This window comes from Snodgrassella sp. W8132, assembly GCF_016100865.1.
In the GTDB taxonomy this organism is placed as follows: domain Bacteria; phylum Pseudomonadota; class Gammaproteobacteria; order Burkholderiales; family Neisseriaceae; genus Snodgrassella; species Snodgrassella alvi.
In genome coordinates, this window is record NZ_JACFRQ010000001.1 from 445,542 (window position 1) to 471,238 (window position 25,697).

Genomic DNA, 25,697 nt, shown 5'->3' on the forward strand with positions numbered 1-25,697 from the left:
TAATTAAAGGAAATATTGTGAATAATTTTACATTTCGCAGTCCGTTAGCTAATTTACTTTCAAAAAATTGGTGGATAGTACTTTTACGTGGGATTGCTGCATTGATTTTTGGGTTGCTAACGTGGTTCTATCCATTCATAACTATAATGGTCATGGTTATATTCTTCGGTGTTTATGCTTTAATAGATGGTGTAATGGGCGTAATCATTTCTATTAATGGTCGAAAAAGTCATCAGGATTGGTGGTTAATGCTGATTTGGGGTATTGTAAGTATTCTGGCCGGTATCCTGACATTTTTTGTTCCGGGAATTACCTGGCTGGTTTTAATTACATTTATTGCTGCTTGGGCTTTGATATCCGGTATATTCCAAATTATAACTGCAATACGTTTACGCAAGACTATTCAGGGTGAATGGTGGATGATTATTGCCGGTATTTTATCGGTTTTGGTAGGTATTATTCTGTTAATTGATCCAGTGCAGGGCGGTATAGCATTAACCTGGGTAATTGGTGTTTATGCAGCATTATTCGGTGTCATGAATATTGCATTAGCTTTCCGGTTGCGCCGGTTTGCTATCCATCCAACCAATTAAGAAATTTATTTTGTAATTGAATTTATTGTGTTGGTAATACAAATAATGAAACTGGCTGATTAATTAATAATCAGCCAGTTTCATTGTTCAAACACTAACTACTTTAATACAGCAACCATTGCATTGGCTACGTATTCTATATTACTGCTATTTAATCCAGCCATACACATACGACCATTTTCAACCATATATACACCAAATTCGCTTTTCAGACGTTGAACCTGCTGCGGATTCAGACCAGTGAAGCTGAACATACCCCGTTGTTTTACAAAATAGCTGAAATCGCGCTCTGGGAATTTTGCCTGTAAGACTTCATGCAAACGGCTGCGCATAGCGCGAATACGATCGCGCATCATATAGACTTCCTGTTCCCATTGCTTGAATAACTGATTATTGTTCATTACACGGTCAACGACATGACCGCCGTGAGCAGGAGGGCTTGAATATAAACGGCGTACAGTAAATTTAAGCTGACTTTGTACAAGACGGGCTTCTTCAGCTGTCGGGCAGACAATACTTAGACCACCCACTCGCTCGCCGTACATTGAAAGATTTTTAGAAAAAGAGTTGCTGATATAAACACATAAGCCTAAATCAACAGCTTTACGAATAGCATAGGTATCGGTTTCTATATCGTCACCAAAGCCCTGATATGCTATATCCATAAAAGGGATAAGCTGTTTTTGTTTGATAATCTCAAGCAGCTCATCCCATTGTTCTTGGCTTGGGTCTACACCGGTAGGATTATGGCAGCATGGATGTAACAAAATAATATTGCCTGCATCCAGTTGCTGAAGGAATTGTTTTAATTCTGTAAATTTAATGCCAATTGTTTCAGGATCATAGTAGGGGTATTTTAGTACTTCTATGCCTGCACCCTCAAAAATACTGATGTGGTTACCCCAGGTAGGATTGCTGACATAAACTTTTGCCTGAGGAAACCAACGGTGAATAAATTCAGCACCGACGCGCAGGGCACCTGAACCACCAAGGCTGGCAATGGTAGCAACTCGTGCACTTTTAATAGCTTCATGTTCACTGCCAAGTAATAATTTCTGGCAGGCCTGGCGATAACCGGGCAGTCCGTCCATAGGCAGGTAATCATGTGGTAAATTTTCTTTAACCAGTTGCGATTCTACGGTGCTAACGCATTCCAGTACTGGGACATGGCCGGTATCATCACAATAAACGCCAACACCCAAATTTACTTTCTGATTACGTGAATCTTGTTTGTATTGATCCATCAGACCCAGAATGGGATCGCCCGGATAGTATTCGACATTCTGAAACATCTCAGTTCCTTAGAAGACAGCAATATTATTTAACAGAAAAAAGAATTGCCGCAATGCAATCAAGTTGATTGTACCTTAAATGTCTTTACTTTTTATTAATTCTTGATGTTATTTTTTTACAAAAATCAAATCCCACACACCGTGTCCCAGACGTTTTCCGCGTGCTTCAAATTTAGTTTCCGGCCGGTAGGCCGGAGTGGCAGCAAAATTATCAGCAGTATTTTGTAATTCAGGGAAGTTGGATAACACTTCAAGCATCTGATCGGCATATTCCTGCCAGTCGGTAGCCAAATGGATATAGCCGTTTTGCTTCAGTTTGGGAAGTAATTGGGCAATAAAAGGTATCTGAATCAGACGTCGTTTATTATGGCGTTTTTTATGCCATGGATCAGGAAAGAAAATATGAATCCCATGCAAACTATTATCATGGAGCATGTAATTGACGACTTCCACCGCATCGTGGCGCATCACCCGTATATTCTGAATATTCTGCTCCTGAATCAGCTTTAGCAGATTACCTACGCCCGGGCCGTGTACATCAATAGCCAGAAAATCACACTCAGGCAGGTTTTGGGCAATTGCAGCTGTTGCTACTCCCATCCCAAAGCCAATTTCCAGAATTTTTGGTGAAGGACGATTGAAGATGATATCTAAATCAATTTGATTTTGGTTAAAATCAATACCAAACAGTGGCCATTGAGTATCAATGGCACGCTGCTGGGCAGCTGTCATATGGCCTTGACGAAGAACAAAACTGCGGATGCTGCGCTTATGATCGTGATTATTTTCCGCCTGGAGATCGGATTGATTAGTCATACTTTATCTTGTGTTTAATGTAAAAGTCGATAATAGAATTAGGCGCAGATTCTAACATGCTTCACAAGATATAGGGTTTCAGAGTTGTGGCCAGTGTTTCGGTTACAATATCATCAGCTATCATTGCCTGCCCAAGTTGTCTGAGTGCAACAAAACGTAATTTTCCATCAATTACTTTTTTATCATGGCTCATATGTCCAAGCCATGCCTTAAGTGACATCGCCGGAGGGAGAACGGGTAGTCTGGCCTGATTTAATAATGCAATAACACGCTCCGTATCTTTTTTGTTCAAATAACCCAGTTGCTCAGATAAACGGCAGGCAAGTACTGTACCGGCAGCCACAGCTTCTCCATGCAGCCAATTACCATAACCCATTTCTGCTTCGATGGCATGGCCGAATGTATGTCCCAGATTTAAATAAGCACGGATACCGGCTTCTTTTTCATCGGCACCCACAATTTCAGCTTTCATCTGACAGCAACGATAAACGGCTTCAGCCAGTATTGATGGATTCTGTGCCATTAATGCGGTGATGTTATTTTCCAGCCATTGAAGAAATTCGATATCACCTAATACGGCATACTTGATTACTTCTGCTAAACCAGCAGAAAACTCACGTGTTGGTAATGTTTGCAAACTGTTTAAGTCAATAAATACGGCTTGGGGCTGATAAAACGCTCCAATCATATTTTTTCCTAAAGGATGATTGATTGCTGTTTTACCGCCAACAGATGAATCTACCTGACTGAGCAGTGTTGTAGGAATCTGGATAAAAGGTGCGCCGCGCTGATAGGTCGCAGCGGCAAAACCAACCATATCCCCAATTACACCTCCTCCTAAAGCCAATAAAGTGGTTTGGCGTTCTGCACGGTTTTGCATCAAACCATCATAAATTAAATTGAGAGTTTCCCAATTTTTATACCGTTCTCCGTCTGGCAGAATAATACTGAAATAATCATAACCTGCCTGATTCATGATTTGCTGCCACTGAGGTAGATACAATTCAGCAACGGTTACATTGGTAACAATGGCAATCTTATGATTTAAATAAGGAGCAAGAATATTTTGTGCGGATTTCAGCAGATCACTGCCAATAAATATCGGGTACTGGTGTGAAGCAGTTGCAACAGAAAGGGTATACATGATGGGTTATAAAAGAGAGAGTTGTTGAGAGGGGTATCGTAATAATCGAATTAATCGATTAATCGTCTTGGAGCTATAAGGACTGTCTACATCTATTATGGTATGGGCTGTTGCACGATAGATAGGATCACGTACGGTATATAGTTCTTGCAATTTTGCCAGAGGATCAGAAACTTGAAGTAGTGGTCGGTTTTTGTCGTGCTGAATTCTACTTAACAGTATTTCTGGTTGTGCATGTAGATAAACAACGTGGCCATTTTGTTGCAGTTTAAGTCGGTTTTCGATTTGTAAAATAGTACCGCCACCAGTGGCAATAACAATATTTTTTTGCTGCACTAGCTCGCTGATAATGGCCGCTTCCCGAAACCGAAAACCGGCTTCTCCTTCAACTTCAAAAATAGTGGGAATAGATACGCCAGTACGTTCACATATTACTTGATCGCTATCATAAAAATCGCGATGTAATTTTGTTGCCAGTTGTTTACCAAGAGTAGTTTTACCTGCTCCCATCAAACCGATCAGAATCAGATTGCCAGCTATATTATCCATGTCTGTTATTGTAACTGAGAGCTGTAGTTTATGCATTAGTAAACTGATGCAGATACTTGATGAGTAGTATAATCTGTAAATGAGTATATTTCTGTTTTTCTAACTTTAAAAAATAATAGCGAGAAAAGTAGTTATATTTGATAAATAGAAAAAATATAACTTTAATAAATGTTTTTTCCTTATTGATATTTAATAATTAAAAAGCCAGCCTGTTTTACAGGCTGGCTAAGTTTTTGGTGAAAAGGTTAATTAATATTTCAAAGGTGCGCTGGCAGAATCAACTACCCGAGGTGTAATGAAAACAAGTAATTCATTACGTTGCTGGGTATTCTTTCTGTGTTTAAATAAATTACCAATGCCCGGAATATCACCTAATAAAGGTATTTTATCCACACTGTTTTCATTATTTTCATTGTAAATGCCACCAATGATTAATGTTCCACCATTTTCAATCATGGTCTGAGTAACAACATTGCGTTTTTGCATACAGATATCGCCTGAACGAAGTACATCCGGTGCGACATTTGAACAGGCAATCGGACGATCATTCTGTACATTCAATGTCATAATGATATTGCCGTCAGGAGTAATCTGTGGTGTTACTTTCAACCCTAAGACAGCATCTTTGAAACTGGTTGAGGTGGCGCCGCTTGAAGTGGCTTCCTGGTACGGAACTTCATAACCTGATTCAATTTTGGCTTCTTTACGGTCCTGAGTTAATACACGGGGTGAAGAAATAATTTTGGTTTTACCTTGAGCCTGAGATGCTGAAAGTTCCAAAGCTAACGCGCCTGAAGCAAATTTATGTACCCAGGATACAACGGAAGTAGGATTAGTTACACCTAGATTAATATTTGGAAATCCAAGTTCAAAATTCGGATTACGGGTCGTACCTTTATTATCATCCTGAAGAGAAACTGTACCGCCAATATCAGTATGGGTAGTTCCTCTAGTATAACCGAACTTGGTACCTAGTTCACGCGCGAAACTATCTGTAGTTTCAACAATTCTTGCTTCAATTAATACTTGCTGAGAAGAAATATCAACCTGAGCTATCAGTTTTTCAAATTTTTTAATTACACTACTAATATCAGTAATAATTAAAGTGTTAGTTGCCGGATCGAGTAAGGCACTCCCGCGAGGGCTCAAAATACTTTTACTATCGCTTGAGCTACCGTCATCTGACAAATGCAATATTTTTTTAAAGTCCTCTACACTGCGGTATTTGAGCTGGAACGTCTGAGAAATTAACGGACCTAAATCATCCAGTTTCTTTTGTTGTTCAAGAGAGGCAGTATCTCTGGACATGAATTCATCACGCGGAGCAATGTTGATAACATTTCCTTCACGACGCATATCAAGATTTCGTGTTTCCATAACCAGATTCAGAGCCTGATCCCATGGAACATCTTTCAATGAAATGGTCATTTTACCCTGAACACTGTCACTGGCGACGATATTCATCCCAGATTCTTTTGCCAGAATTTGTAAAATAGTGCGGACATCGATATCCTGAAAATCCAGAGATACGCGTTTACCTTTAAATGATTTATTATTAGCTTGTATTCCCTTATTTTCTACATCAAATTTGCGTGAAATCTGCAGGACAAGATTATTGCCGCTTGTCATTTGAGTATAGTCCCAGTCACCCTGCATCTGAATGCTGACTTCAGTGTCGTTACCGATTCTGCGTAAGCGTATGGCTCGTACTGGTGTACTGAAATCGGTAACATCTAAGTTACGTTGCTGTTCAGTTAATAAGGGAACATTTTTATAGGTTAAAGTAAGAGTCGCAGCGTTACTTTTAATGGTTGGCTGTGCTTTACCATTCAGTCCGATAATGGAAACCACACCATTACCGTTTTTTCCTTTCTGGAAATCTACATTAACCGGCACCGGATCAGCAACATTGTAGGCATTATCTGCTGCACTGGAAGTCTGACGGTTAACTACTTGTTCAGTTATATTAGGTGCCGGATATGGTGCATTGAATACCGGAGCAGGTTCGGCATCAACAGGAGCTTGTTTATTTTTTGCTTTGTTTTTAATCGGAAGCGGGTCTTGTACATAAACCCAGACTTCATTACCTTTTATGGTTGCATTATATTGTGCTGCTTTTGATAATGAAAGCATGATGCGTGTTCGGTCGGCTGTCTGACCAGCTTCAATCTGCTGTAATACAGGATCATCAAATTTGAGCAGATTCTGCGGTACGGTTAAACCGGTACTCGCAAAATCCAGTGCAATACGTGCAGGATTTTCGGTTGTAAAACCACGTGGTAGAGCCGGGTCTTTATCAAAATGAATTTTAATCAATCGTTGTTGATTTTGCAGTGCACCAACATTAATAGCAGTAATATTTCCTGCCATTATACTCTGACTCAGTAAACCCAGACCCAGAGTGGATAAAATAGATATGGTTTTAATTTTCATATTTGGTACCTTTTATTCTTAAATGGGTTACTTGTATCAGTCGTCTTGTTCGGATGTTTCCGTGGAGGTACTGTCTTCAGCCTGTAAAGGTAAGCTGGCACGATGTGTTGTCCAATTACCGTACGAATCTTCAACTAATTCTGAAATAACGATTTCATCTTGCGTTATTGCCGTAATACGTCCGAAACTTTGTCCGAGGTAATTTCCCACATTAACGGTATATACATGTCCGTTTACAGAAATAAATGCGGAAGGAGCTTTACCTGCACCCTTTATCAATCCAACGTAATGTAATTCATCTAATGAAAAATTTTCCAGAATTTGTTTAGGTCGGTTTAAATCTGGTGCATTCGAACCCTGAACCCCGGCTTTAAATCTTGCCGGATCAAAAATATTCAGTTTTGGTTGTACAGGTGGCGTATAAGTAGGCTGAATATTTAACTTGGTTTCATTGGGTTTAACATTCTGAGTTTTTACCTGCTGTCTGGTGTTTTGCATCCATTCATCTAAATCTTCATTTGCTGAAGAACAGGCACCTAATGCGAAAAGACCAAGAAAAAGTAAATATTTATTCATAATTTATCCGTTGCATATATATTATAAAGTACTGTTTTACAGAAACTAGGCTTATTTTTTATCATTGTTCTGTGCTTTTATTTCTGCATCGGTCAGTGCTTTATAGGTATTGGCAACCGCGTTTAAAGTAAGTGTATTATCTTTTTCATTCCGTTTGATAACAATTGAGTTCAACGTTACGATTCGTGATAATTTTCCTACATCGCGGAGAAACTGGCTAATCTGATTGTAATTGCCTGTCAGGGTAATGTTGTAAGGTAATGTCTGAATTACCTGTTGTTCAGATTTTTTGCCAGTTTGATTATCTGATTCGGTATTTTGAACCTGGGCAGGTGTTACACTGTCCATATTCAATCCGTTTTTGGTTGCGCATTCATGTAATTCCTGAATCAGATTCGGAATTTCAGCCTGTGTCGGCAGCTGCTTTAATAATATATTAAATGAACCATTAATAGAGTCCAGTTCTGCTTTTAAGGCATCCAGATGAGCAGCCTGTCTACTTTTTTCCGTATATGTTTGTTTCAGTTTTTCCTCTTCCTCCCGCAGTTGACTGATTTGTTCTTTTAAACCACTGTAAACAAAGAAGTAGGCGAGAATTAGAATAATAACAATGATTGCTCCGGCAATACCTAATTGTACAGGTTTACTTTGCTGAGGTAAGGAGTTTAAATCAATTGCTTTCAAATCAATATTTTTTGCCATGTTCAACTACTCCTTCAGTTTGATGCGGCTGCTGCATCAGACGCTGACTCATTTTGATCTGCAGTATCTGTTGAGATTGGATTAGTATTCTGATTTGCCTGATTCATGTTATATGGATGCCCAATGTTGCTATTCAGAGGAATACGAATACTGAATTCTTGTACATTATTTACCCGTTTAATATTGAGTAATTCCGGAGTGCTGAATAATTGTCCCGGTATTGCATTCATAAATGCAGCAGTTTTAGCATCACTGAATGCTTTACCATTGACTATATAGGTAGAGGAATTTTGAGCTTCAATACTGGTTATGTACAATCCCAAAGGTGCTACAGTATTTAATGTATCCAGTATACGCGCAGCTTCAAATCGTTTGTTTGATAGTTCTTCAACTTTTTCCTGTCGCGCGATAAAGTTCTTACGTTCTTCCTGCAGCTTGGAAATTTCTGCTATTTCTGAATCCAGTTTTTTAATACCGTTCTCTAACACCAGATTACGGCTTTCCTGGCTGCTTACTCTACTTTCAACAGCCAGATAGCCGAGGAAAGCTAGACCGAACCCAATTAGAGCAGCTCCGGCTAATAATGTCTGAAATTGCTTTTTTTGCTTGGCTTGTAATGCTTCGCGGTAAGGCAGCAGGTTAATTTTTAATAAAGGTAACATCTTATAATCCTCTTATAGCCAGACCAAATGGAACGGTTAATAAACTGCTGTCTTGAAGTAGTTTCGCCTGTGGGATGTTATCACTTGGCTGTGCCAGTAATACAGGGTTGATTTGCTGTGCAGGTATTCGTGTCTGCTGAATAATATTTTCAGTAAATTCATTAGCCCCTTTGTTGCCGTAGCCGAAAATCAGAATTTCATCGATTTCGTTTTCCTGACTGGCTGAAGTAAAGTAAAACTGCAATACCCTCTGTATTTCCTGAATAAACTGTTGCTGGAACGGCTGTGCCACGGTTGTATTGTAATCTTCAGGTTTGGAAGGATTATAAAGCATGTTCCATGCTTCCTCTTCGGTTAACTGATAATTGCGTCTTAAAGACTGCATTAAATGATCATAGCCAAGATTAATTTCTTGTTTGTAGAGTAATTTACCATGGCACATGATAATTGCCTGGGTTTCACTGTAATCAATGTTGAAGACAGCAACACATTTATTGGTAAGTTCCGGTTGTCTGAAATTGATCCAGGTGATAGCACTATTCATTATCGCCATTAAATCTACATCCATCTGACTTGGTATTATTTCGGCATCAGTATAGACATCCATCAGTATGTTTACATCTTCCCGCTTACCATTAACCAGTAACAGACATTCTTTCCCCTGATCGTTTGCATCAATCTTCTGATAATCATAACTGACTTCATCCAGAGAGTCATATTGACTCAGTTCAGCCATAATTTGTTCTTCTTCGGTATACTCTGTATCCGGATCACGGTCGAGGAATTGGACTGACACCTGCTTTTGTGAAATTGCCGCTGTAATGTTCCGGCAATTACTTTGTATTTTTTGTTTTGCCTGTTGTAGGTAAGCAACAAGTTCTTCATGATTTTCTATACTGCCATTACCTACAATATTTTTTGGTAGAGGGACAACAACGTATTTTTCGAGACGAAATTGATTTAAACTGCGTGCATTTAATAGCACCATATTAATGCTTTTATCAGTAATACTGATACCAAGACTTTGTCTCGAGGATGTTGTGGCCACCTTCTTATTCTTTGAATTTATTTTGAAATTATTCAGTTTCATGAAAGGGCTTTCTGTCTGTTTATCAAACGGGTAATGTCGGGTGTTGAAAATTACTGTTCTGTGTTGCTAACAAATTTAAGACCAAAGTTTACTTTATTTTGGATATATTTCGCAGCCTTAAATGAAAATTAGTTGATTATGATTAGAAAATTATTACTTTCAACCGTAGGTTTGCTTGCCGGGCTGGCGCTTTTTGCTGTCGGTTTGCTGGCAGTAGCGATTATGGTTACCTATCCGAAGCTGCCTTCTCTGGAAGCAGTGACGCATTATCAACCCAAACTGCCGCTTACAATTTATTCGGCAGATAATAAACTGCTGGGGCAGTTTGGAGAGGAGAAACGTGCTTTTACAAGAATCAATGACTTTCCTCAGGTGCTGAAAGATGCAGTGGTAGCCGCTGAAGATAAACGTTTTTATGATCATGGCGGAGTCGATTTTATTGGTATAACCCGTGCTTTGATTACAAATTTAACTGGCGGTGTGCAATCTGGTGCCAGTACGATTACTCAGCAGGTTGCACGTAATTTTTATCTGACTAATGAGCGCACCTATACGCGTAAATTCAATGAAGCGCTTCTTGCTTACAAGATTGAACAAAAATTAAGTAAAGATCAGATTCTTGAGCTTTATTTTAATCAGATTTATCTGGGGCAGCGTGCTTATGGGTTTGCTGCTGCTTCTCTGGTTTATTTTAATAAACCAGTACAAAAACTGGACTTGGCAGAAGCAACGATTTTGGCTGGCTTACCTAAGGCTCCTTCCACCTTTAATCCTGTTGTAAATCCGCAACGGGCTAAAATGCGCCAGCGTTATATTCTCAATAATATGGTGGAAATGGGCAAAATTACACCTGCTCAGGCTGATGCTGCTTTTGCAGAACCATTAAATTACGTTCATTATCAGCAACCTATAGATCAGAATGCGCTCTATGTTGCTGAAATGGTTCGTCAGCAAATGTATGAAAAATATGGTGATGCAGCCTATACGCAGGGATTTCGCGTTTATACAACAGTCAATTCACAGGATCAGGCTGTAGCAACAGAAGCATTGCGTAAAACATTGAATAATTTTGATAGGGGTTCGGCTTACCGTGGGGCGGAAGGATTTTTTGACCTGAGTAAAATCCCGGAAGATATTCGTGATGAGCAGATAGAACAGTATCTGGCAAATCGTTCTGCTGTAGACGGTATGTTGCCGGCTGTAGTAACTGAACTTGGTTCAAATTCAATTGTGGTGTACATAGGCGGTGTAGGTGAAAGCAGAATTAGCGGTAGTAGTTATAACTGGATTAAACGAACTATTAATAATGCGAAACTGGATGACGCTGCCGTACGTGTGGGCTCAGTAGTACATGTACGAGGTGATGGTAAGAGTTATCGAATTGTACAGCAGCCGGAGCTTCAGGGGGCGATTGTTGCTCTGGATGCTCAGACTGGAGCTGTAAAAGCTTTGGTAGGTGGTTATGATTTTTATCGTCGAAGTTTTAACCGTGTGACTCAGGCCAAACGTCAGCCTGGTTCTTCTTTTAAGCCTTTTATTTATTCAGCAGCTATTGCTAAAGGCTTCACGCCGGCGACAGTGGTAAATGATGCTCCGATTGTTATGCCGGGAATGGGTGCAGGCGGGCGTGCTTGGACACCTAAAAACTCAGACGGTCGTTATGCTGGGTTTATCACGTTACGTCAGGCCTTAACTGCATCCAAAAATATGGTTTCAATCCGTATACTGATGGCTATGGGTGTTGACTATGCCAGACAATATATCCAGCATTTTGGTTTTCGTTTGGATCAGATTCCGAATAGTCTATCCATGGCACTTGGTAGTGGTGAGGTAACGCCAATGCAGATGGCTGAAGGTTATGCTATTTTTGCTAATGGTGGTTTTAAAGTTTCCAATTATGTGATTGACCGGATTTATGACAGTCGTGGTAACCTGCGTGCGCAAATGCAGCCATTAGTTGCTAAGCAAAATGCGCCACAGGCTATTGATCCGCGCAATGCATTCATTTTATATCACATGATGATGGATGTAGTTAATCATGGTACTGCTTATAGTGCACACGCACTTGGGCGTAGCGATATTGCAGGTAAAACGGGTACAACTAATGATAATAAGGATGCTTGGTTCGTAGGCTTTAATCCGAACATCGTTAGCGCAGTTTATATAGGATATGATCGTCCGCGCAGTATGGGGCGTTCAGCCTTTGGGGGTACAATTGCTGTACCGGTATGGCTGGAATATATGCGTTATGCATTAAAAGGCAAACCTATTGTGAATACACCTGTTCCGGCCGGTATTATTCAGAAATCCGGAGAATATTTTCTTAAAGAACATCAGACAACTAATCCTGATTTACCATTGGATAATCGTGCTGACGGACCGGTAACAGCCAAAACGAATGGTAAAAGTGGTGATGCTGATGATGCCGGAGAAGTACCAGTTGTCCCGCAATCTGGTACTAATAGTCAGTTAGACTCATTATTTTAAAATTTTGTATTAATAAAATTGTAATTTACTAAAATGGGCAATCATTCGGATTGTCCATTTTTATTTACTATTGAAATATAAATATATTAAATCATTAATATTTAATTAATTAATAATGTTCTTAAAATTCAATGTGTAAAATATATTTTTAAATATATAAATTTGAATTTGGGAATAGTATGTCTATAAATATATAAAAATTATATCAATAGTTTATTTTAAATTTGTCATATTGTTTGGTGTAATTGCATAACATTGAGTTACAATGTTTAAACGAATTATCACAATCTTTAAAATAAATTTTATGCCTGATTTTGGTTTAAAAAGAAAGGAACAATATGAGTGAGCAACAATCACAGACTGAGCAGTCTGATGAAATTAGTACGAATGATAAAGAAGCAAGATTGAAAGTTTTTGAGAGAAGAGTATTGGAAGGCAGGCATACTGATGAAGATTCATCTACAGCGCCATTACCTTCAAATTATCCTTATCGTACCCGGATGAGACGTTCAACATATGAGCGAGAAAAAGCCAAATTGCAAATTGAACTCTTGAAAGTGCAAAACTGGGTTAAGGAGTCGGGTCAGAAAATTGTATCTTTATTCGAAGGCAGAGATGCAGCGGGTAAAGGGGGAACGATTAAACGCTTTATGGAGCATCTTAACCCTCGTGGTGCACGGGTAGTGGCTCTTGAAAAGCCTACTGAGACTGAAAAGGGTCAATGGTATTTTCAGCGTTATATTGAGCGCTTGCCTACAAGTGGTGAAATGGTATTTTTCGATCGCTCCTGGTATAACCGTGCCGGTGTGGAACGTGTAATGGGCTTTTGTCAGCCTCATGAATATTTGCAGTTTATGCGCCAGACTCCGGAATTGGAGCGTATGCTGGTAAATAGTGGTATTTATTTGTTTAAATTTTGGTTTTCTGTTTCCCGTGAAGAGCAGTTACGTCGTTTTATTTCACGGCGCGATGATCCTTTAAAGCACTGGAAACTTTCTCCTGTTGATATTCAGTCTCTGGATCGCTGGGATGATTATACCGAAGCTAAAAACGATATGTTTTTCCATACTCATACCGGCGATGCGCCATGGACAGTAATTAAATCTGACGATAAAAAACGCGCACGACTCAATTGTATACGCCATTTCCTCACTGAACTTGATTATCCGGGCAAGGATATTGCTGCAATAGGTGCAGTAGATAATTTGATTGTATTAAAACCTCAGACTCAGTTTAAAGATTCAACAGATACGCATATTGATTAATTGTTTCGTTGTAAGACAATTTCGAAAGAGGATTTAATTAACATATCATATAATTTTTAATGGGTATGCAAGGGTTGTTTTAGTTGGGTAAATGTATCTTGTGTGATTTTATATGAGAATACGAATGATTTTTGTGTTGTCTTTGTAGAAAGTAGATTTGCGTGGAATTAACCAAGTATATTACTGAAATGGCTAAAGCAGCCAAAGATGCTTGTTATGCTCTTAATATGGCATCTACTGCACAGAAAAATCAGTTATTGTCATTTATTGCATCGGGTCTGTCTGCTGAACGAAATAGGATTCTTGCTGCTAATGAAACTGATATAAGTGCAGCACGAAAACAGGGAATAGATACTGCTTTACTTGATCGGTTGCAACTTAATGAAAGCAGGATAGCGGCAATGATTGATGGTGTACATCAGGTTGCTGCATTAGCGGATCCAGTGGGTGAAATGGATGAGTTTCGTGTACTGCCTAATGGTATTACGCTCGGTAAAATGCGTGTGCCGTTAGGTGTAATAGGTATGATTTATGAATCCCGTCCGAATGTGACTCTGGACGCAGCCATATTATGCCTGAAAGCAGGTAACAGTTGCGTGTTACGGGGTGGCAGCGAAGCAATCAATACTAATAAAGCAATCGCTTCGGTCATTACATCATCATTAAAGCAAGCCGGCTTACCGGAAACTGCTGTTAATCTGCTGACTGATACTGATCGTGCCGGTGTAGATATACTGGTGGGTTTATCTGAATATATTGATGTAATTATTCCGCGGGGCGGTAAAGGTCTGGTGCAGCGGGTAAATGAAAAAGCACGTATACCGGTTATCAAACATTTGGACGGTATATGTCATGTGTATATTGATGCTTCTGCAGAAGCAGAAATGGCGATTAATATTGCTGTAAATGCTAAAACATCGCGTTACGGCACGTGCAATACTATGGAAACTTTGCTGGTTCATGTTAGTCGTGCAGCAGAGTTATTACCTGTACTTCAACAAAAATATTCAGAAAAAGGTGTTGAGTTACGAGGCTGTCAGCTTACTCAGAAAATTTTGCATAATGATATTATTCCAGCTTCAGAAATTGATTGGTCAACTGAGTATCTGGCTCCGGTTCTTTCAATAAAAGTAGTCAATGATGTCAGTGAAGCCATCAGTCATATTAATTATTATGGTAGCCATCATACAGACAGTATTATTACAAATGATTTATCTCATGCACAGTTATTCCTGCGTATGGTAGATTCATCCAGTGTTATGGTGAATGCGTCAACTCGTTTCGCTGATGGGTATGAATATGGCTTAGGCGCAGAAATTGGAATTTCTACTGACAAAGTCCATGTACGCGGTCCGGTGGGTTTATATGGTTTAACCAGTCAGAAATGGATCGTTATGGGGCAGGGGCAAGTACGTTTTTGAAATTTCAGCGCTATAATATTATTTAAGCATATACGTGTATGTCATTATATGTTTATTATTATAATTTTAGGTTTTGATTTCGAAAACTATTAAATAATTGATTTATGAACTTATAAATAAAATATCAGTTTTCAGATTAAATGAAAACTGAATATTATTATTTTTTATGTCACTGATATTATTGTACTGATGAATTTTTACAGAAATTAAAAGGGCATAATGTGAAACGTATTGTATTGTTTATTGCTACCAATCTTGCAGTCATCATTGTTATTAATGTTGTTCTGAATATTCTTTGTGCACTTTTAGGTATTAATATTTATAGTAATGGCAATGGTATTTTGTTATTACTGGCTGCTGTTGTTGGTTTTACCGGTTCTATTATTTCTTTAATAATGTCCAAAACGCTGGCACTTAATTCAGTAAATGGACGAATTATCGGTCAGCCGCAAACAGCAGCTGAAGCATGGCTGTTAAATACAGTTGCCAGCCTGGCCAGTCAGTGGAATATTGCTATGCCCGAGGTGGCTATTTATGATTCTCCTGAATCTAATGCTTTTGCTACCGGAGCTACACGTAACAGCTCACTGGTGGCAGTAAGTACTGGTCTGCTGCATAACATGTCGCAGGATGAAGTAGAAGCTGTGCTTGCTCATGAAATGGCTCATATTGGCAATGGAGATATGGTGACAATGACATTGTTGCAGGGAGTGGTTAATACTTTTGTTTTTTTCTGGGCTAACCGTATTGCTGATGTTATAGCCAGAAAAGAAAATGGTGAGGTTTCTCATGGTACTTATTATCTGGTAAGCATGATTTTACAGACAGTATTCGGTTTTCTGGCAAGTTTGATAGTTATGTGGTTTAGCCGTCAGCGTGAATACCGTGCAGATGAAGGAGCGGCTCGTCTGGTAGGTGCGCCTAAAATGATAGCTGCCTTGCAAAGATTAAAAGGTGAAACTAGCCATTTACCTGCTGATATGCTGGCTTTCGGAATTGCCAGTGAAACTGCTGATACGATTTTCAGTACTCATCCGACACTGGATAACAGGATTAATCGCTTACGTCAGATGTGATATTAATATGATTGAAGTAGTTTTTATTTTGTCAATCTGACAAATCTGAATTTTAATCAAGACTGATTTTTAAAACTCCAAGTTAATTAATGGATTGTGCTTGTATCTGTTTTAGTGAAAAGAATTTCAAATTTAATTATTAAGCGGCAAAAGATATTGATATATTTTGATTAAATAGCATACATATTTGAATTTATTATTATCTAAGTGGTAATCTTGCATTGCTTATACAAAATTTAGTTGTTTTGTGGCTATATTTTAATTCATCAGACTTTAATTCATGATTGCTGTAACAATATATAATTTTACAAATCAAATTATGTTTTTATAATAAATAGAGAGAAAAATGCACAACTACTTAACCCCAAATTTTACTTTTGCACCTATCCTGCCGGATCATGCACAGGGCAGTCGGGTGTGGGATGATAATGGTCAGGAATATATAGATTTAGCCGGCGGTATTGCTGTTAATGCACTGGGGCATTGCCATCCTGCATTAATTCAGGCACTGACTACACAGGCACACAAGCTTTGGCATATTTCTAATATTTATACAACACAGCCGGCACAGGATTTAGCAAAAAGACTCGTAGAAAATACCTTTGCTGAGCAAGTATTTTTCTGTAATTCCGGAGCTGAAGCAAATGAAGCTGCTTTCAAGCTGGCTCGTAAGTATGCACGAGATCATTTTGCCGGAACTGAAAAACATGAAATTATAGCTTGTGTAAACGGATTTCATGGACGTACTTTGTTTACGGTATCAGTAGGAGGGCAACCTAAATATAGCAATGATTTTGCACCTTTACCTACCGGAATTAAACATATTCCGTTTAATGATTCCTCAGCTATTGTGGCAGCTGTTAACGATAAAACCTGTGCAGTTGTCATTGAACCTATTCAGGGGGAAAGCGGAGTATTGCCGGCAACTGAAGAATTTTTGCAGGCAGCCAGAGAGGCTTGTGACCGGCATCAGGCTTTATTGATTTTTGATGAAGTACAAACAGGTATGGGACGAACAGGAAAACTGTTTGCCCATCAATATTATGATGTTCAGCCAGATATAGTTTCCAGCGCCAAAGCTTTGGGTTGTGGTATTCCTATTGGTGCAATGCTGACCACAGCTCATATAGGGAATAGTTTTACGCCGGGCAGCCATGGCAGTACTTTTGGTGGTAATCCGTTGGCTTGTGCTGTCGGCTGTGCTGCATTTGATATTATTAATACACCGGAAACGATGAAAAATGTGCTTCAGCAAGGGAAAAAATTAAAGGCAGGATTGCAAGAATTGGCTGAATCAACTGGTGTATTTTCTCAGGTAAGGGGCCAGGGATTACTACTTGGCTGTGTTATGTCTGAGACATATACCGGAAAGGCTGCTCAGTTAATGCAATTGGCTTTACAACATGGTTTGCTGGTTTTGGTTGCCGGTAATAATGTCTTGCGTCTGGCTCCGAGTCTGTTATTGAATGATGCTGATTTACAGGCAGGATTACAACGACTGAAAGCAGCGATTACGGCTTTTATACATATCTGATGATGGAATTTATGCCCAACTCAAACAGACAGCATATTGTTGTATTAACCGGATCCGGTATTAGTGCTGAAAGCGGTTTACAGACTTTTCGTAATCAGGGAGGTTTGTGGGAAGGTGAGCGTGTAGAGGATGTGGCAACACCGGAGGCATTTAAGCGTCAGCCATTATATGTGCTTAATTTTTATAATCAACTGAGACGTCAGCTGCTAAAAACCGAACCCAATTCTGCTCATGTTGCTCTGAAACGTCTGGAAGAAGGTTATGATGTAGATATAATTACTCAAAATATAGATGATTTGCATGAGCGAGCCGGAAGTACTCATGTTTTACATTTACATGGTGAGTTGTTAAAAGCCAGAAGCTGTGTTGATGAAAATTATATTGTGGATTGCCTGGGGGATCAGAACGTAACAGATGTTGATGTTAATGGTTTTCCGATGAGGCCGCATACTGTCTGGTTTGGTGAGGCGGTGCCTATGATTGAACAGGCTATACAAGTGATGCGTTCAGCTGATATTGCAATTATCATTGGTACTTCCTTGCAGGTTTATCCGGCCGCTGGTCTAATCCAGTATATACCACCGAACGCTGAAATTTACCTTGTTGATCCCCAGCCGATTGATGGCTTGCAAAATGTACAGATTATTCGCGCCCCGGCTCAGGCTGGTGTATCTGGTCTGGTTAATGAATTACTGCAACGTCCTGATGCACATTCTTTATCCTGCTGATACGGGTGGTATACCAAAATCAAATTTTAGTTAGTGCTAAAATTTCCGTTCTGATTTTCTTGATTCTTGTAAATTAATATGACAAAAAATGATTTAGTCATTGCCAGCCGCGAGAGCACTTTGGCTATGTGGCAGGCTCATTATGTACAGCAATGTCTTCAGACTGCATATCCGGGGTTATCTGTTGAAATTCAGGGTATGACAACCCGGGGTGATCAGATATTGCATCAGTCTTTATCCAAAATAGGTGGTAAGGGATTATTTATAAAAGAGCTTGAGTTAGCCTTGCAAAAGGAAACAGCAGATATTGCTGTGCACTCTCTTAAAGATGTTCCTATGCAACTTCCGGATGGCTTTATCTTGGCAGCAATAACTGAGCGGGCTAATCCGTTTGATGCATTTGTTTCTCATCAGTTTAGCTGTTTGGCTGATTTACCGGCTAATGCCATAGTCGGAACTTCAAGTCTGCGTCGGGAAGCTCAGATTAGGTTGCTGTATCCTGATTTGCAGGTAAAGCCTCTGCGGGGTAATGTGCAAACACGTCTGGAGAAACTTGACAGACAGGAATATGCTGCAATTATTCTTGCTGCAGCCGGTCTTGAGCGACTGGGTTTAGAGCGGCGAATTCAGTGTATATTATCTCCAGAAATATTGCTGCCAGCTGCCGGTCAGGGGGCTCTGGCTATAGAGGTCGCCGCTCATCGTGAGGACTTACTGACTTTATTACAACCATTACACGATCCTGTTACAGCAGCCTGTGTTACTGCAGAACGTACTCTGGCACGTGTACTTGGTGGTAGCTGTCAGGTACCGCTGGCAGCGTATTGTACTGAAAAATCCGGCATGCTTGAGTTACGTGGTTTAGTGGCATCTGCAGATGGTGTAACAGTGTTGCGAGCCAGTGAAAAGGCAAATATTAGTGAAGCAGAGCAGCTGGGTTTGATGGTTGCACAGCAGCTAGCTGATCAAGGTGCGCAGCAGTTAATTAATGATGTTTTATCTACCCGATGAATACTTTACCATGTCTGGTACTAATGCGTCCGCCGCTGGCAGCCACTGCCGATATAGACTGTTGCATTCATTATGGCTGGCAACCTATTTTACTTGAATATCTTCAATTACAAACACAATCAGCGGCTTTAAACCGGCTATCTTGTCAAAGCCAGAGTCAGAATATTATTTTCTGGGTTAGCCCGAGTGCCGTACATATTGCTGCAAATTATGTTTCACGTTCTGATAAATTAATACATGTAGCAGTGGGTGCTGCTACGGCATCAGCGTTATCCGGTTATGGATTTAAACAGATTGTTTATCCGGAAAACGGACATGATAGTGAAGCAGTTTTACATTTGCCTGTATGGCAGCAGCGTAAAGGTAAATTGCTATTGATTAGAGGTATAGGTGGCCGCGACTGGCTGATTAAGCAACTGCATCAACTAGGATGGCAAATTGAGGTAGCAGAAGTATATCAGCGAAATCCGGTACCTATAAACTGGTCAGTTATTTCAACACAGGCCGAACAGGGAAATTTGAAGGCAGTGTATATGACGACAACTGCCGCAGTCCGGGCGTGGTTTACTCAATTACCTCCGGATTTGTACGCAGTTAGCAAAAGCTTGTTATACTTAGTTCACCATCCGCGCATAGATGCTGCGTTATCCGGATATGGAGTCCAGACACTTCATGTTCCGGACTTATGTCGCGGACTGGCACTTTTGCATTCACGCAGCACCTGATGATATTTTCTTCAGTAGTGCTGTTAACCTATTATATAAAGTAGGGAGTATACCGAATGAGTGAACAACAGAATGCACAGGCTGGCCAGCCTCCTGAACAGGAAAAGCAGCCAATGCTGGTGAATAAACAAGGCGAAGTTAGTGCTCCGCCCGAATCGGCTACTTCTGCGGTTACTGAAGCTACCAATAAAGATCAAAACACGACACATCAAACTATGAATTCCCAAAAAAACAACACAGTATCAGATGCTTCTGCATCTAGTATTCCTGTTCAGCCATCTCCGGCAAAACAGTCGCAATCCGGCTCAGGTAAGGGAATTGCTCTGGGCGCACTGGTATTATCATTACTGGCTCTGGGAGCCAGTGGGTTTTTATTTGTTGAAGGACAGAATCAGCTTAAAAACCAGCAGATACAATTTGATCAGAAAATCGACAATGCTGGAATTAGTGCCAGCAAAACAGCTGTTTCAATAGAAACCAGCCTGACACGCATTGATGAGTTAAGTCGTCAGTTGCAGGAAATTCAAACCCAACAGAAAACTCAGGGTGATAATGTAGACCGGCTTACCCGTGCCTATCAGGAGCTGGTAAAAAATCGTACTGACTGGCTGGTTGATGAAATAGAAGCTACATTGAATCTTGCCTCTCAGCAGTTGCTGATTTCCGGTAATGTTCCTGTTGCAGTTAATGTACTTGAAAGTCTGGATGGCCGGCTATCCCGCTTTGACCAGCCGCAATTGCTGCCTATCAAAAAGGCTATAAGCACTGATTTGGAAAATCTGAAAAACCGGCCTTATCTGGATGTTGCCAGTGTTTCATTGCGTCTGAATCGTCTTGAGTCTGCTATAGCAGGTCTGCCGTTAGTAGTTGAAAGTCAGTTACAGCCCGGAGTGACAAGTAATACACCGGTAAATCCAAATGCTTCATGGTGGCAGCGTACATGGCAAAATACTTTGCACTCTTTACGCAGTATGGTAGAAGTGCGTCACATTAATCACAATGATTCAATGCTAATGTCGCCTGAACAGATATATTTTGTACGTGAAAATCTGCGGCTGCGATTGCTGGATGCACGTATTGCTCTGATTCAGCGTCGCGGAGAAGTCTATGTTGCTGATTTAAATGGTGCAGAAGCTGCTGTTAAGCAATATTTTGACAGTGGTTCAGCAGCAACGCAGTCGTGGCTGAAAGAATTAACTCAGTTAAAGACACTTAACGTGCAAACTAGTCAGGACAATAGTCTGTCAGCCAGCCTGGCTGCTGTACGTGAATACCAGAATCAGTCTGGAATGGATATGTCAACGGCGTTGCCGGATTTAAGTGCATCATCTGCCAGCAATGTACCGGTACATACCGAACAACAACAGGCTAGCCCTATAAACAGTAATAATGCTTCTGCAGCGTCATCTTCCAGACAGGGAGACCATTCATTATGAGATCTCTATTATGGTTGATTGTTCTGTTTATTGTTGCAGTGGGTGTCGTACTTGGTGCGAAATATTACAGTGGTGATGTGTATATTGTAGTTGAGCAAACTCTGATACGTATCAATCTGCAGCTGTTTATTGGTCTTGTGCTGCTAACGGTAGTGCTGTTGTATATATTTTTACGCATTATTATGGGTTTTGTGCATTTACCCGGTCATTGGCATCACTGGCGTATCAATCATCAGCGCCATCAGGTTGAAACAGCATTAAATCATGCTGGTTTAGCCTACTTTGAAGGTCGCTATCAGTTTGCTGAGCGTGAGGCTGAGCGGGTCTTACGTAATAAACAGGGGCAGCACAGTCGTGCTCTGGCCTTATTACTGGCTGCGCACAGTGCTGATCAGATGGATGACAGTACAACACGAGACCGTTATTTAGATGAAATTGCAAAGTTGCCGGAAAAACAGCAGCTTTCCCGCTATTTGCTTCTGGCCCAATCAGCTTTATCACAGCACAATGATCAGCAAGCCAGAAGTGCACTGGAAGCAGCAGCTAAAATCAATCCGAATTTAACCCAGCTTGTTAAGCTGCAGTTACGATATGACTGGGAAAAGCATGATGCTCAGGGTGTTTTGGAAGCAGTTGATAAATTAAGCCGCGCAGGAGCGTTAAGCGAAAGCGAACAGAATAATTACCAATACTGGGCTTATCGGCAGTTACTGGCAAATGTTAAAGAGCCGGGTGAGCTGAAAAGCAGTCTTAATCTGATTCCGGTAGATGAACGTGAAAGTACACTTAGTGCAAATATTGCAGAAAAATATCTTCAGCTAGGTATGTATACTCAGGCATTGAAATGGGTAAAAAAATATTATCCGCGCACTCATGATGCTTCACTATTACCTGCATTTAATCAGGCCAATCAATATCTAAGTAGTAAAGAACAGCAAAAAAATATGGTAACCGTCGATAAATGGTTACAACAGAATCCGCAAGACCCGGACTTACTATTGTTGATGGGTGAGTTAAGTTATCAGCAACAACTGTGGGGAAAGGCAAAAACTTATCTCGAAGCCAGTTTGCAGGCCAGTAATAATAATGTAACCAGATTGTTATTAGCTAAAGTACTGGAGCAATCAGGTCAGAGCGAGGCTGCCGAGCAGCAGCGTAATGAAATTCTGGCCACAATTGGTAATAATGATGAGTTGTAATTTTTAGTTTTTATTTAACAGGCAGTTGGTACTGTATGTACTAACTGCCTGAGGTTAATTATGGCAGTTTTACATAACGATACTTTTTTACGTGCTTTACTAAAGCAGCCGGTTGAATATACGCCGGTATGGTTAATGAGACAGGCTGGACGCTATTTACCGGAGTACAGAGAAACACGGGCGAAAGCCGGCAGTTTTCTCTCACTTTGTCATAATCCAGAGCTGGCTACAGAGGTGACTCTCCAGCCATTGGAGCGTTTTGCACTGGATGCTGCTATTTTGTTTTCCGATATTCTTACTGTACCGGATGCAATGGGGCTGGGTTTGCATTTTGTCGAAGGTGAAGGACCTAAATTTACTCATCCATTGCAGCATGAAAACGATGTGACACGTTTACAGGTTCCTGATATGAACCGTTTGCGCTATGTGTTCGATGCTGTTTATAGTATACGTAAAGCTTTAAACGGTCGTGTACCATTAATTGGTTTTTCTGGCAGCCCGTTTACATTAGCCTGTTATATGGTTGAAGGACAAGGCAGCCGGGATTTTCGTTTATTGAAAACCATGCTTTATCAGCTACCGCAATTGTTACACCGGATACTGGATATTAATGCACAGACAGTAACTGCTTATTTGAATGAACAGATAGCTGCAGGTGCACAGGCCGTACAGATTTTTGATACGTGGGGCGGAATTCTCAGTGATAAAGCTTTTCAGGAGTTTGATTTACGCTATCTGCAACAGGTCGTTTCAGGCTTACAGCGTGAAGCAGATGGTCGTCGGGTACCAGTCATTATATTTACTAAAGGCGGTGGCCAGTGGCTGGAACAATTAGCTGCACTGGGTGCTGATGCGTTAGGCGTGGACTGGACTGTCAATTTACAGCAGGCACGTCAGTTGGTCGGACAGCAGGTGGCATTACAGGGAAATCTTGACCCGCTGGCTCTATTTGGTGATTCAGAAAGTATTACAGACGAAGTTAAACGTTTACTTGCTGCTTACGGAGCTGGCAGCGGACATGTATTTAATCTCGGTCATGGTATCAATCAATATACTAATCCGGAAATGGTGAAATGTGCAGTAGATGCGGTACATCGCATTTCTGCAGAATATCATCAGAATTAATTATTTGTATTTCAGAGAATATCAATCAATTCTGCAACAAATAATTGATGTGAATAATTACTTGCTATTTCTGGCAGTCACAGACTTAGTTTTCTGTACCTGCCAGAATTTTTTATCTGATATTTATCTCAATTCATTATATAGATTATTTATCCATTTATAATCTACTATATTCTAGACATTAAATAATTGGTTTACTTATATGTTACATGATATACCCTGGGCTGAAATTCTTGTTGTATTACATGTGATTGTGGTTACTGTTCTGGTAGTGAGAGTATTATACCATCAGCGTAATACGGGAGTTTCCGTTGCTTGGATTCTGATGTTAATGGCTTTTCCTTTAATCGGGGCTGTAGGCTACTTGTTAATTGGCGAACCCAGGCTGGGTTCACGTCGGCTACGTCGTCAGAATGAATTGGTGAAATTTTATCAGGGATTCAGTAATAAATATCTGCATAATTTCAATCAGCATGCTTGTAGTGGTCTGAATGAGCGTTATCATGGTATCAGTTTGATTGCAGCCGATAAAACCGGATTTGAGGCTACCGAATACAATCACTTAAAGCTTCTTACCAATGATGAAGAAATTATTGCCGCCATTCGTTATGATATTCAGCATGCGAAAACAAGCTGTTTACTGGCTTTTTATATTGTTGATCCGCAGGGAGAAATTATTGAACTGCTGAATGATGCCATTGCAGCAGCACAACGAGGTGTGGTTACCAGTATGCTGGTTGACAGTATTGGTAGTGTAAAATTCTGGCGTAGTGACTGGCCTCAGCGTTTACGCAATGCGGGTATTACATTGACTGAAGCTTTACCCGTTCAATTATGGCGCACTTTTCTTGTACGTGCAGATTTGCGGAATCATCGTAAAATTGCGGTTATAGATCAGAAAATTGGCTATACCGGCAGTTTTAATCTGGTCGACCCGCGTTTTTTCAAAAAAAATGCCGGTGTCGGACAATGGGTTGATGTAATGATGCGTTGTGAAGGAAGTCTGGTACAACCTCTGGCCGCAGTATTTGCCGGTGATATGGCAGTAGAAACTGAATCGAATTTAATGCAGGTACAGCAATGGGTAGACAGTTACGGTAAACAGGCGCTCCTGCATAATCTGCAAGTTGCACAACAGGAACAAAGTGGTGTAGTGGTACAAGTGATTCCTTCAGCACCTGAACAAGGCAGTCCGGTTATTTACGACACAATTGTTAATGCAATTCATGCCGCTACACGACGTATTATTATTACGACGCCTTATTTTGTTCCGGATGATGCTTTGCTGCTGGCTTTAACTACGGCTGCTACCAGGGGAGTAGATGTTACTCTGATTGTACCGGAAGCAGTGGATTCAATGCTGGTGAAATATGCTTCACGTGCATATTATCCAAAACTATTACAGGCTGGGGTGAAAATTGCTTTGTTTAAGGGCGGGCTGTTACATGCTAAAACTTTAACTGTAGATAGTGATTACACTTTGTTTGGTACTGTAAATATGGATATGCGCAGTTTTTATCTCAATATGGAAATTAGTCTGGCAATTTATGATGAAAGTATGACTGAAACAGTAGTGGCGTTACAGAGCACTTATTTGAAAGCTTGTGAATATATCGAACTGAAAACATGGCAGGCTCGTTCAAAGTGGTGGGGGCTGGTGGAGAATACAGTGCGTCTGGTTGGTCCGTTGTTATAAATTTTAATAATGAAAAAACTGCCGGCTGAAAACCGGCAGTTTTTTTACCTGATTATTTTTCTATCAGTGTTGAAAAAAGTATTTTCAGAATGTGATATTTTAAAATGTTAATAAGATAATATTATGTTTAGGAAAAT

The 25,697-nt window shown here is 40.2% G+C and carries 22 protein-coding genes; 13 read left to right on the forward strand and 9 right to left on the reverse strand.

The features are described from left to right. Positions 1-17 precede the first annotated feature (17 nt). Entirely contained in the window at positions 18-593 is a 576-nt protein-coding gene (locus H3U82_RS01965; protein WP_198208952.1) for an HdeD family acid-resistance protein, read from the forward strand. 98 nt (positions 594-691) lie between these two features. Here the strand turns inward: H3U82_RS01965 and H3U82_RS01970 are convergent, their stop codons facing one another. The 9 genes from H3U82_RS01970 to pilM all read right to left on the reverse strand — a co-directional run bounded on the left by H3U82_RS01970 (position 692) and on the right by pilM (position 9,815). Beyond that, positions 692-1,885 (reverse strand): amino acid aminotransferase, encoded by a 1,194-nt coding sequence (locus tag H3U82_RS01970; protein WP_198208954.1) that lies wholly within the window; start codon positions 1,883-1,885, stop codon positions 692-694. Between the two features lie 108 nt (positions 1,886-1,993). Then, the gene (trmB, locus tag H3U82_RS01975) at positions 1,994-2,701 is read right to left on the reverse strand and encodes a tRNA (guanosine(46)-N7)-methyltransferase TrmB (protein WP_174833726.1); all 708 of its coding nucleotides are present in this window, start codon (positions 2,699-2,701) and stop codon (positions 1,994-1,996) included. 61 nt (positions 2,702-2,762) lie between these two features. Next, positions 2,763-3,845, reverse strand: a complete 1,083-nt coding sequence (aroB, locus tag H3U82_RS01980; RefSeq protein WP_198208956.1) for a 3-dehydroquinate synthase — start codon at positions 3,843-3,845, stop codon at positions 2,763-2,765. A gap of 6 nt (positions 3,846-3,851) precedes the next feature. Beyond that, on the reverse strand, positions 3,852-4,394 hold the full coding sequence (locus tag H3U82_RS01985) for a shikimate kinase (protein ID WP_078474768.1): 543 nt from the start codon (positions 4,392-4,394) through the stop codon (positions 3,852-3,854). 249 nt (positions 4,395-4,643) lie between these two features. Continuing rightward, positions 4,644-6,827, reverse strand: coding sequence for a type IV pilus secretin PilQ (gene pilQ / locus H3U82_RS01990; RefSeq protein ID WP_198208958.1), 2,184 nt, complete (start codon positions 6,825-6,827; stop codon positions 4,644-4,646). A gap of 36 nt (positions 6,828-6,863) precedes the next feature. Beyond that, a complete protein-coding gene (locus H3U82_RS01995; RefSeq protein ID WP_078474763.1) occupies positions 6,864-7,403 on the reverse strand; it encodes a pilus assembly protein PilP in 540 nt (179 codons plus the stop codon). A gap of 51 nt (positions 7,404-7,454) precedes the next feature. Further along, entirely contained in the window at positions 7,455-8,105 is a 651-nt protein-coding gene (locus H3U82_RS02000) for a type 4a pilus biogenesis protein PilO (protein ID WP_078474764.1), read from the reverse strand. A gap of 14 nt (positions 8,106-8,119) precedes the next feature. Then, on the reverse strand, positions 8,120-8,767 hold the full coding sequence (locus H3U82_RS02005; RefSeq protein WP_198208960.1) for a PilN domain-containing protein: 648 nt from the start codon (positions 8,765-8,767) through the stop codon (positions 8,120-8,122). A 1-nt stretch (position 8,768) separates the two neighbouring features. Further along, positions 8,769-9,815: a type IV pilus assembly protein PilM gene (pilM, locus tag H3U82_RS02010; protein WP_198208962.1), complete on the reverse strand. Its 1,047-nt coding sequence runs from the start codon at positions 9,813-9,815 to the stop codon at positions 8,769-8,771. A gap of 180 nt (positions 9,816-9,995) precedes the next feature. On the opposite strand from pilM, the gene H3U82_RS02015 reads away from it, so the two are divergent. From H3U82_RS02015 to cls, 12 genes are all read left to right on the forward strand, one after another. Then, positions 9,996-12,344, forward strand: coding sequence for a penicillin-binding protein 1A (locus H3U82_RS02015; RefSeq protein WP_198208964.1), 2,349 nt, complete (start codon positions 9,996-9,998; stop codon positions 12,342-12,344). 338 nt (positions 12,345-12,682) lie between these two features. After that, positions 12,683-13,609, forward strand: coding sequence for a polyphosphate kinase 2 (ppk2, locus tag H3U82_RS02020; RefSeq protein WP_198208966.1), 927 nt, complete (start codon positions 12,683-12,685; stop codon positions 13,607-13,609). Between the two features lie 161 nt (positions 13,610-13,770). Further along, entirely contained in the window at positions 13,771-15,030 is a 1,260-nt protein-coding gene (locus H3U82_RS02025; protein ID WP_370524407.1) for a glutamate-5-semialdehyde dehydrogenase, read from the forward strand. 221 nt (positions 15,031-15,251) lie between these two features. Further along, positions 15,252-16,106, forward strand: coding sequence for a protease HtpX (gene htpX / locus H3U82_RS02030; RefSeq protein WP_198208968.1), 855 nt, complete (start codon positions 15,252-15,254; stop codon positions 16,104-16,106). A gap of 346 nt (positions 16,107-16,452) precedes the next feature. Next, a complete protein-coding gene (locus H3U82_RS02035; RefSeq protein WP_084549811.1) occupies positions 16,453-17,640 on the forward strand; it encodes an acetylornithine/succinyldiaminopimelate transaminase in 1,188 nt (395 codons plus the stop codon). 11 nt (positions 17,641-17,651) lie between these two features. Then, positions 17,652-18,368 carry an NAD-dependent deacylase gene (locus tag H3U82_RS02040; RefSeq protein WP_198208970.1) on the forward strand — a complete coding sequence of 239 codons (717 nt, stop codon included), beginning with the start codon at positions 17,652-17,654 and terminating at the stop codon, positions 18,366-18,368. 78 nt (positions 18,369-18,446) lie between these two features. Continuing rightward, positions 18,447-19,379 carry a hydroxymethylbilane synthase gene (hemC, locus tag H3U82_RS02045; RefSeq protein WP_198208972.1) on the forward strand — a complete coding sequence of 311 codons (933 nt, stop codon included), beginning with the start codon at positions 18,447-18,449 and terminating at the stop codon, positions 19,377-19,379. After that, the gene (locus H3U82_RS02050; protein WP_198208974.1) at positions 19,376-20,104 is read left to right on the forward strand and encodes a uroporphyrinogen-III synthase; all 729 of its coding nucleotides are present in this window, start codon (positions 19,376-19,378) and stop codon (positions 20,102-20,104) included. Before hemC ends, H3U82_RS02050 begins: the two co-directional genes overlap by 4 nt. A gap of 56 nt (positions 20,105-20,160) precedes the next feature. Next, complete coding sequence (locus tag H3U82_RS02055) at positions 20,161-21,540, forward strand: uroporphyrinogen-III C-methyltransferase (protein ID WP_232336093.1); 1,380 nt, start codon at positions 20,161-20,163, stop codon at positions 21,538-21,540. Next, positions 21,537-22,739, forward strand: coding sequence for a heme biosynthesis HemY N-terminal domain-containing protein (locus tag H3U82_RS02060; RefSeq protein WP_174831965.1), 1,203 nt, complete (start codon positions 21,537-21,539; stop codon positions 22,737-22,739). The genes H3U82_RS02055 and H3U82_RS02060 overlap by 4 nt, the downstream gene beginning before the upstream one ends. 60 nt (positions 22,740-22,799) lie before the next feature. Next, the gene (gene hemE, locus H3U82_RS02065) at positions 22,800-23,864 is read left to right on the forward strand and encodes a uroporphyrinogen decarboxylase (RefSeq protein ID WP_198208975.1); all 1,065 of its coding nucleotides are present in this window, start codon (positions 22,800-22,802) and stop codon (positions 23,862-23,864) included. A gap of 202 nt (positions 23,865-24,066) precedes the next feature. Beyond that, on the forward strand, positions 24,067-25,560 hold the full coding sequence (cls, locus tag H3U82_RS02070) for a cardiolipin synthase (RefSeq protein WP_198208976.1): 1,494 nt from the start codon (positions 24,067-24,069) through the stop codon (positions 25,558-25,560). Positions 25,561-25,697: the final 137 nt, after the last annotated feature.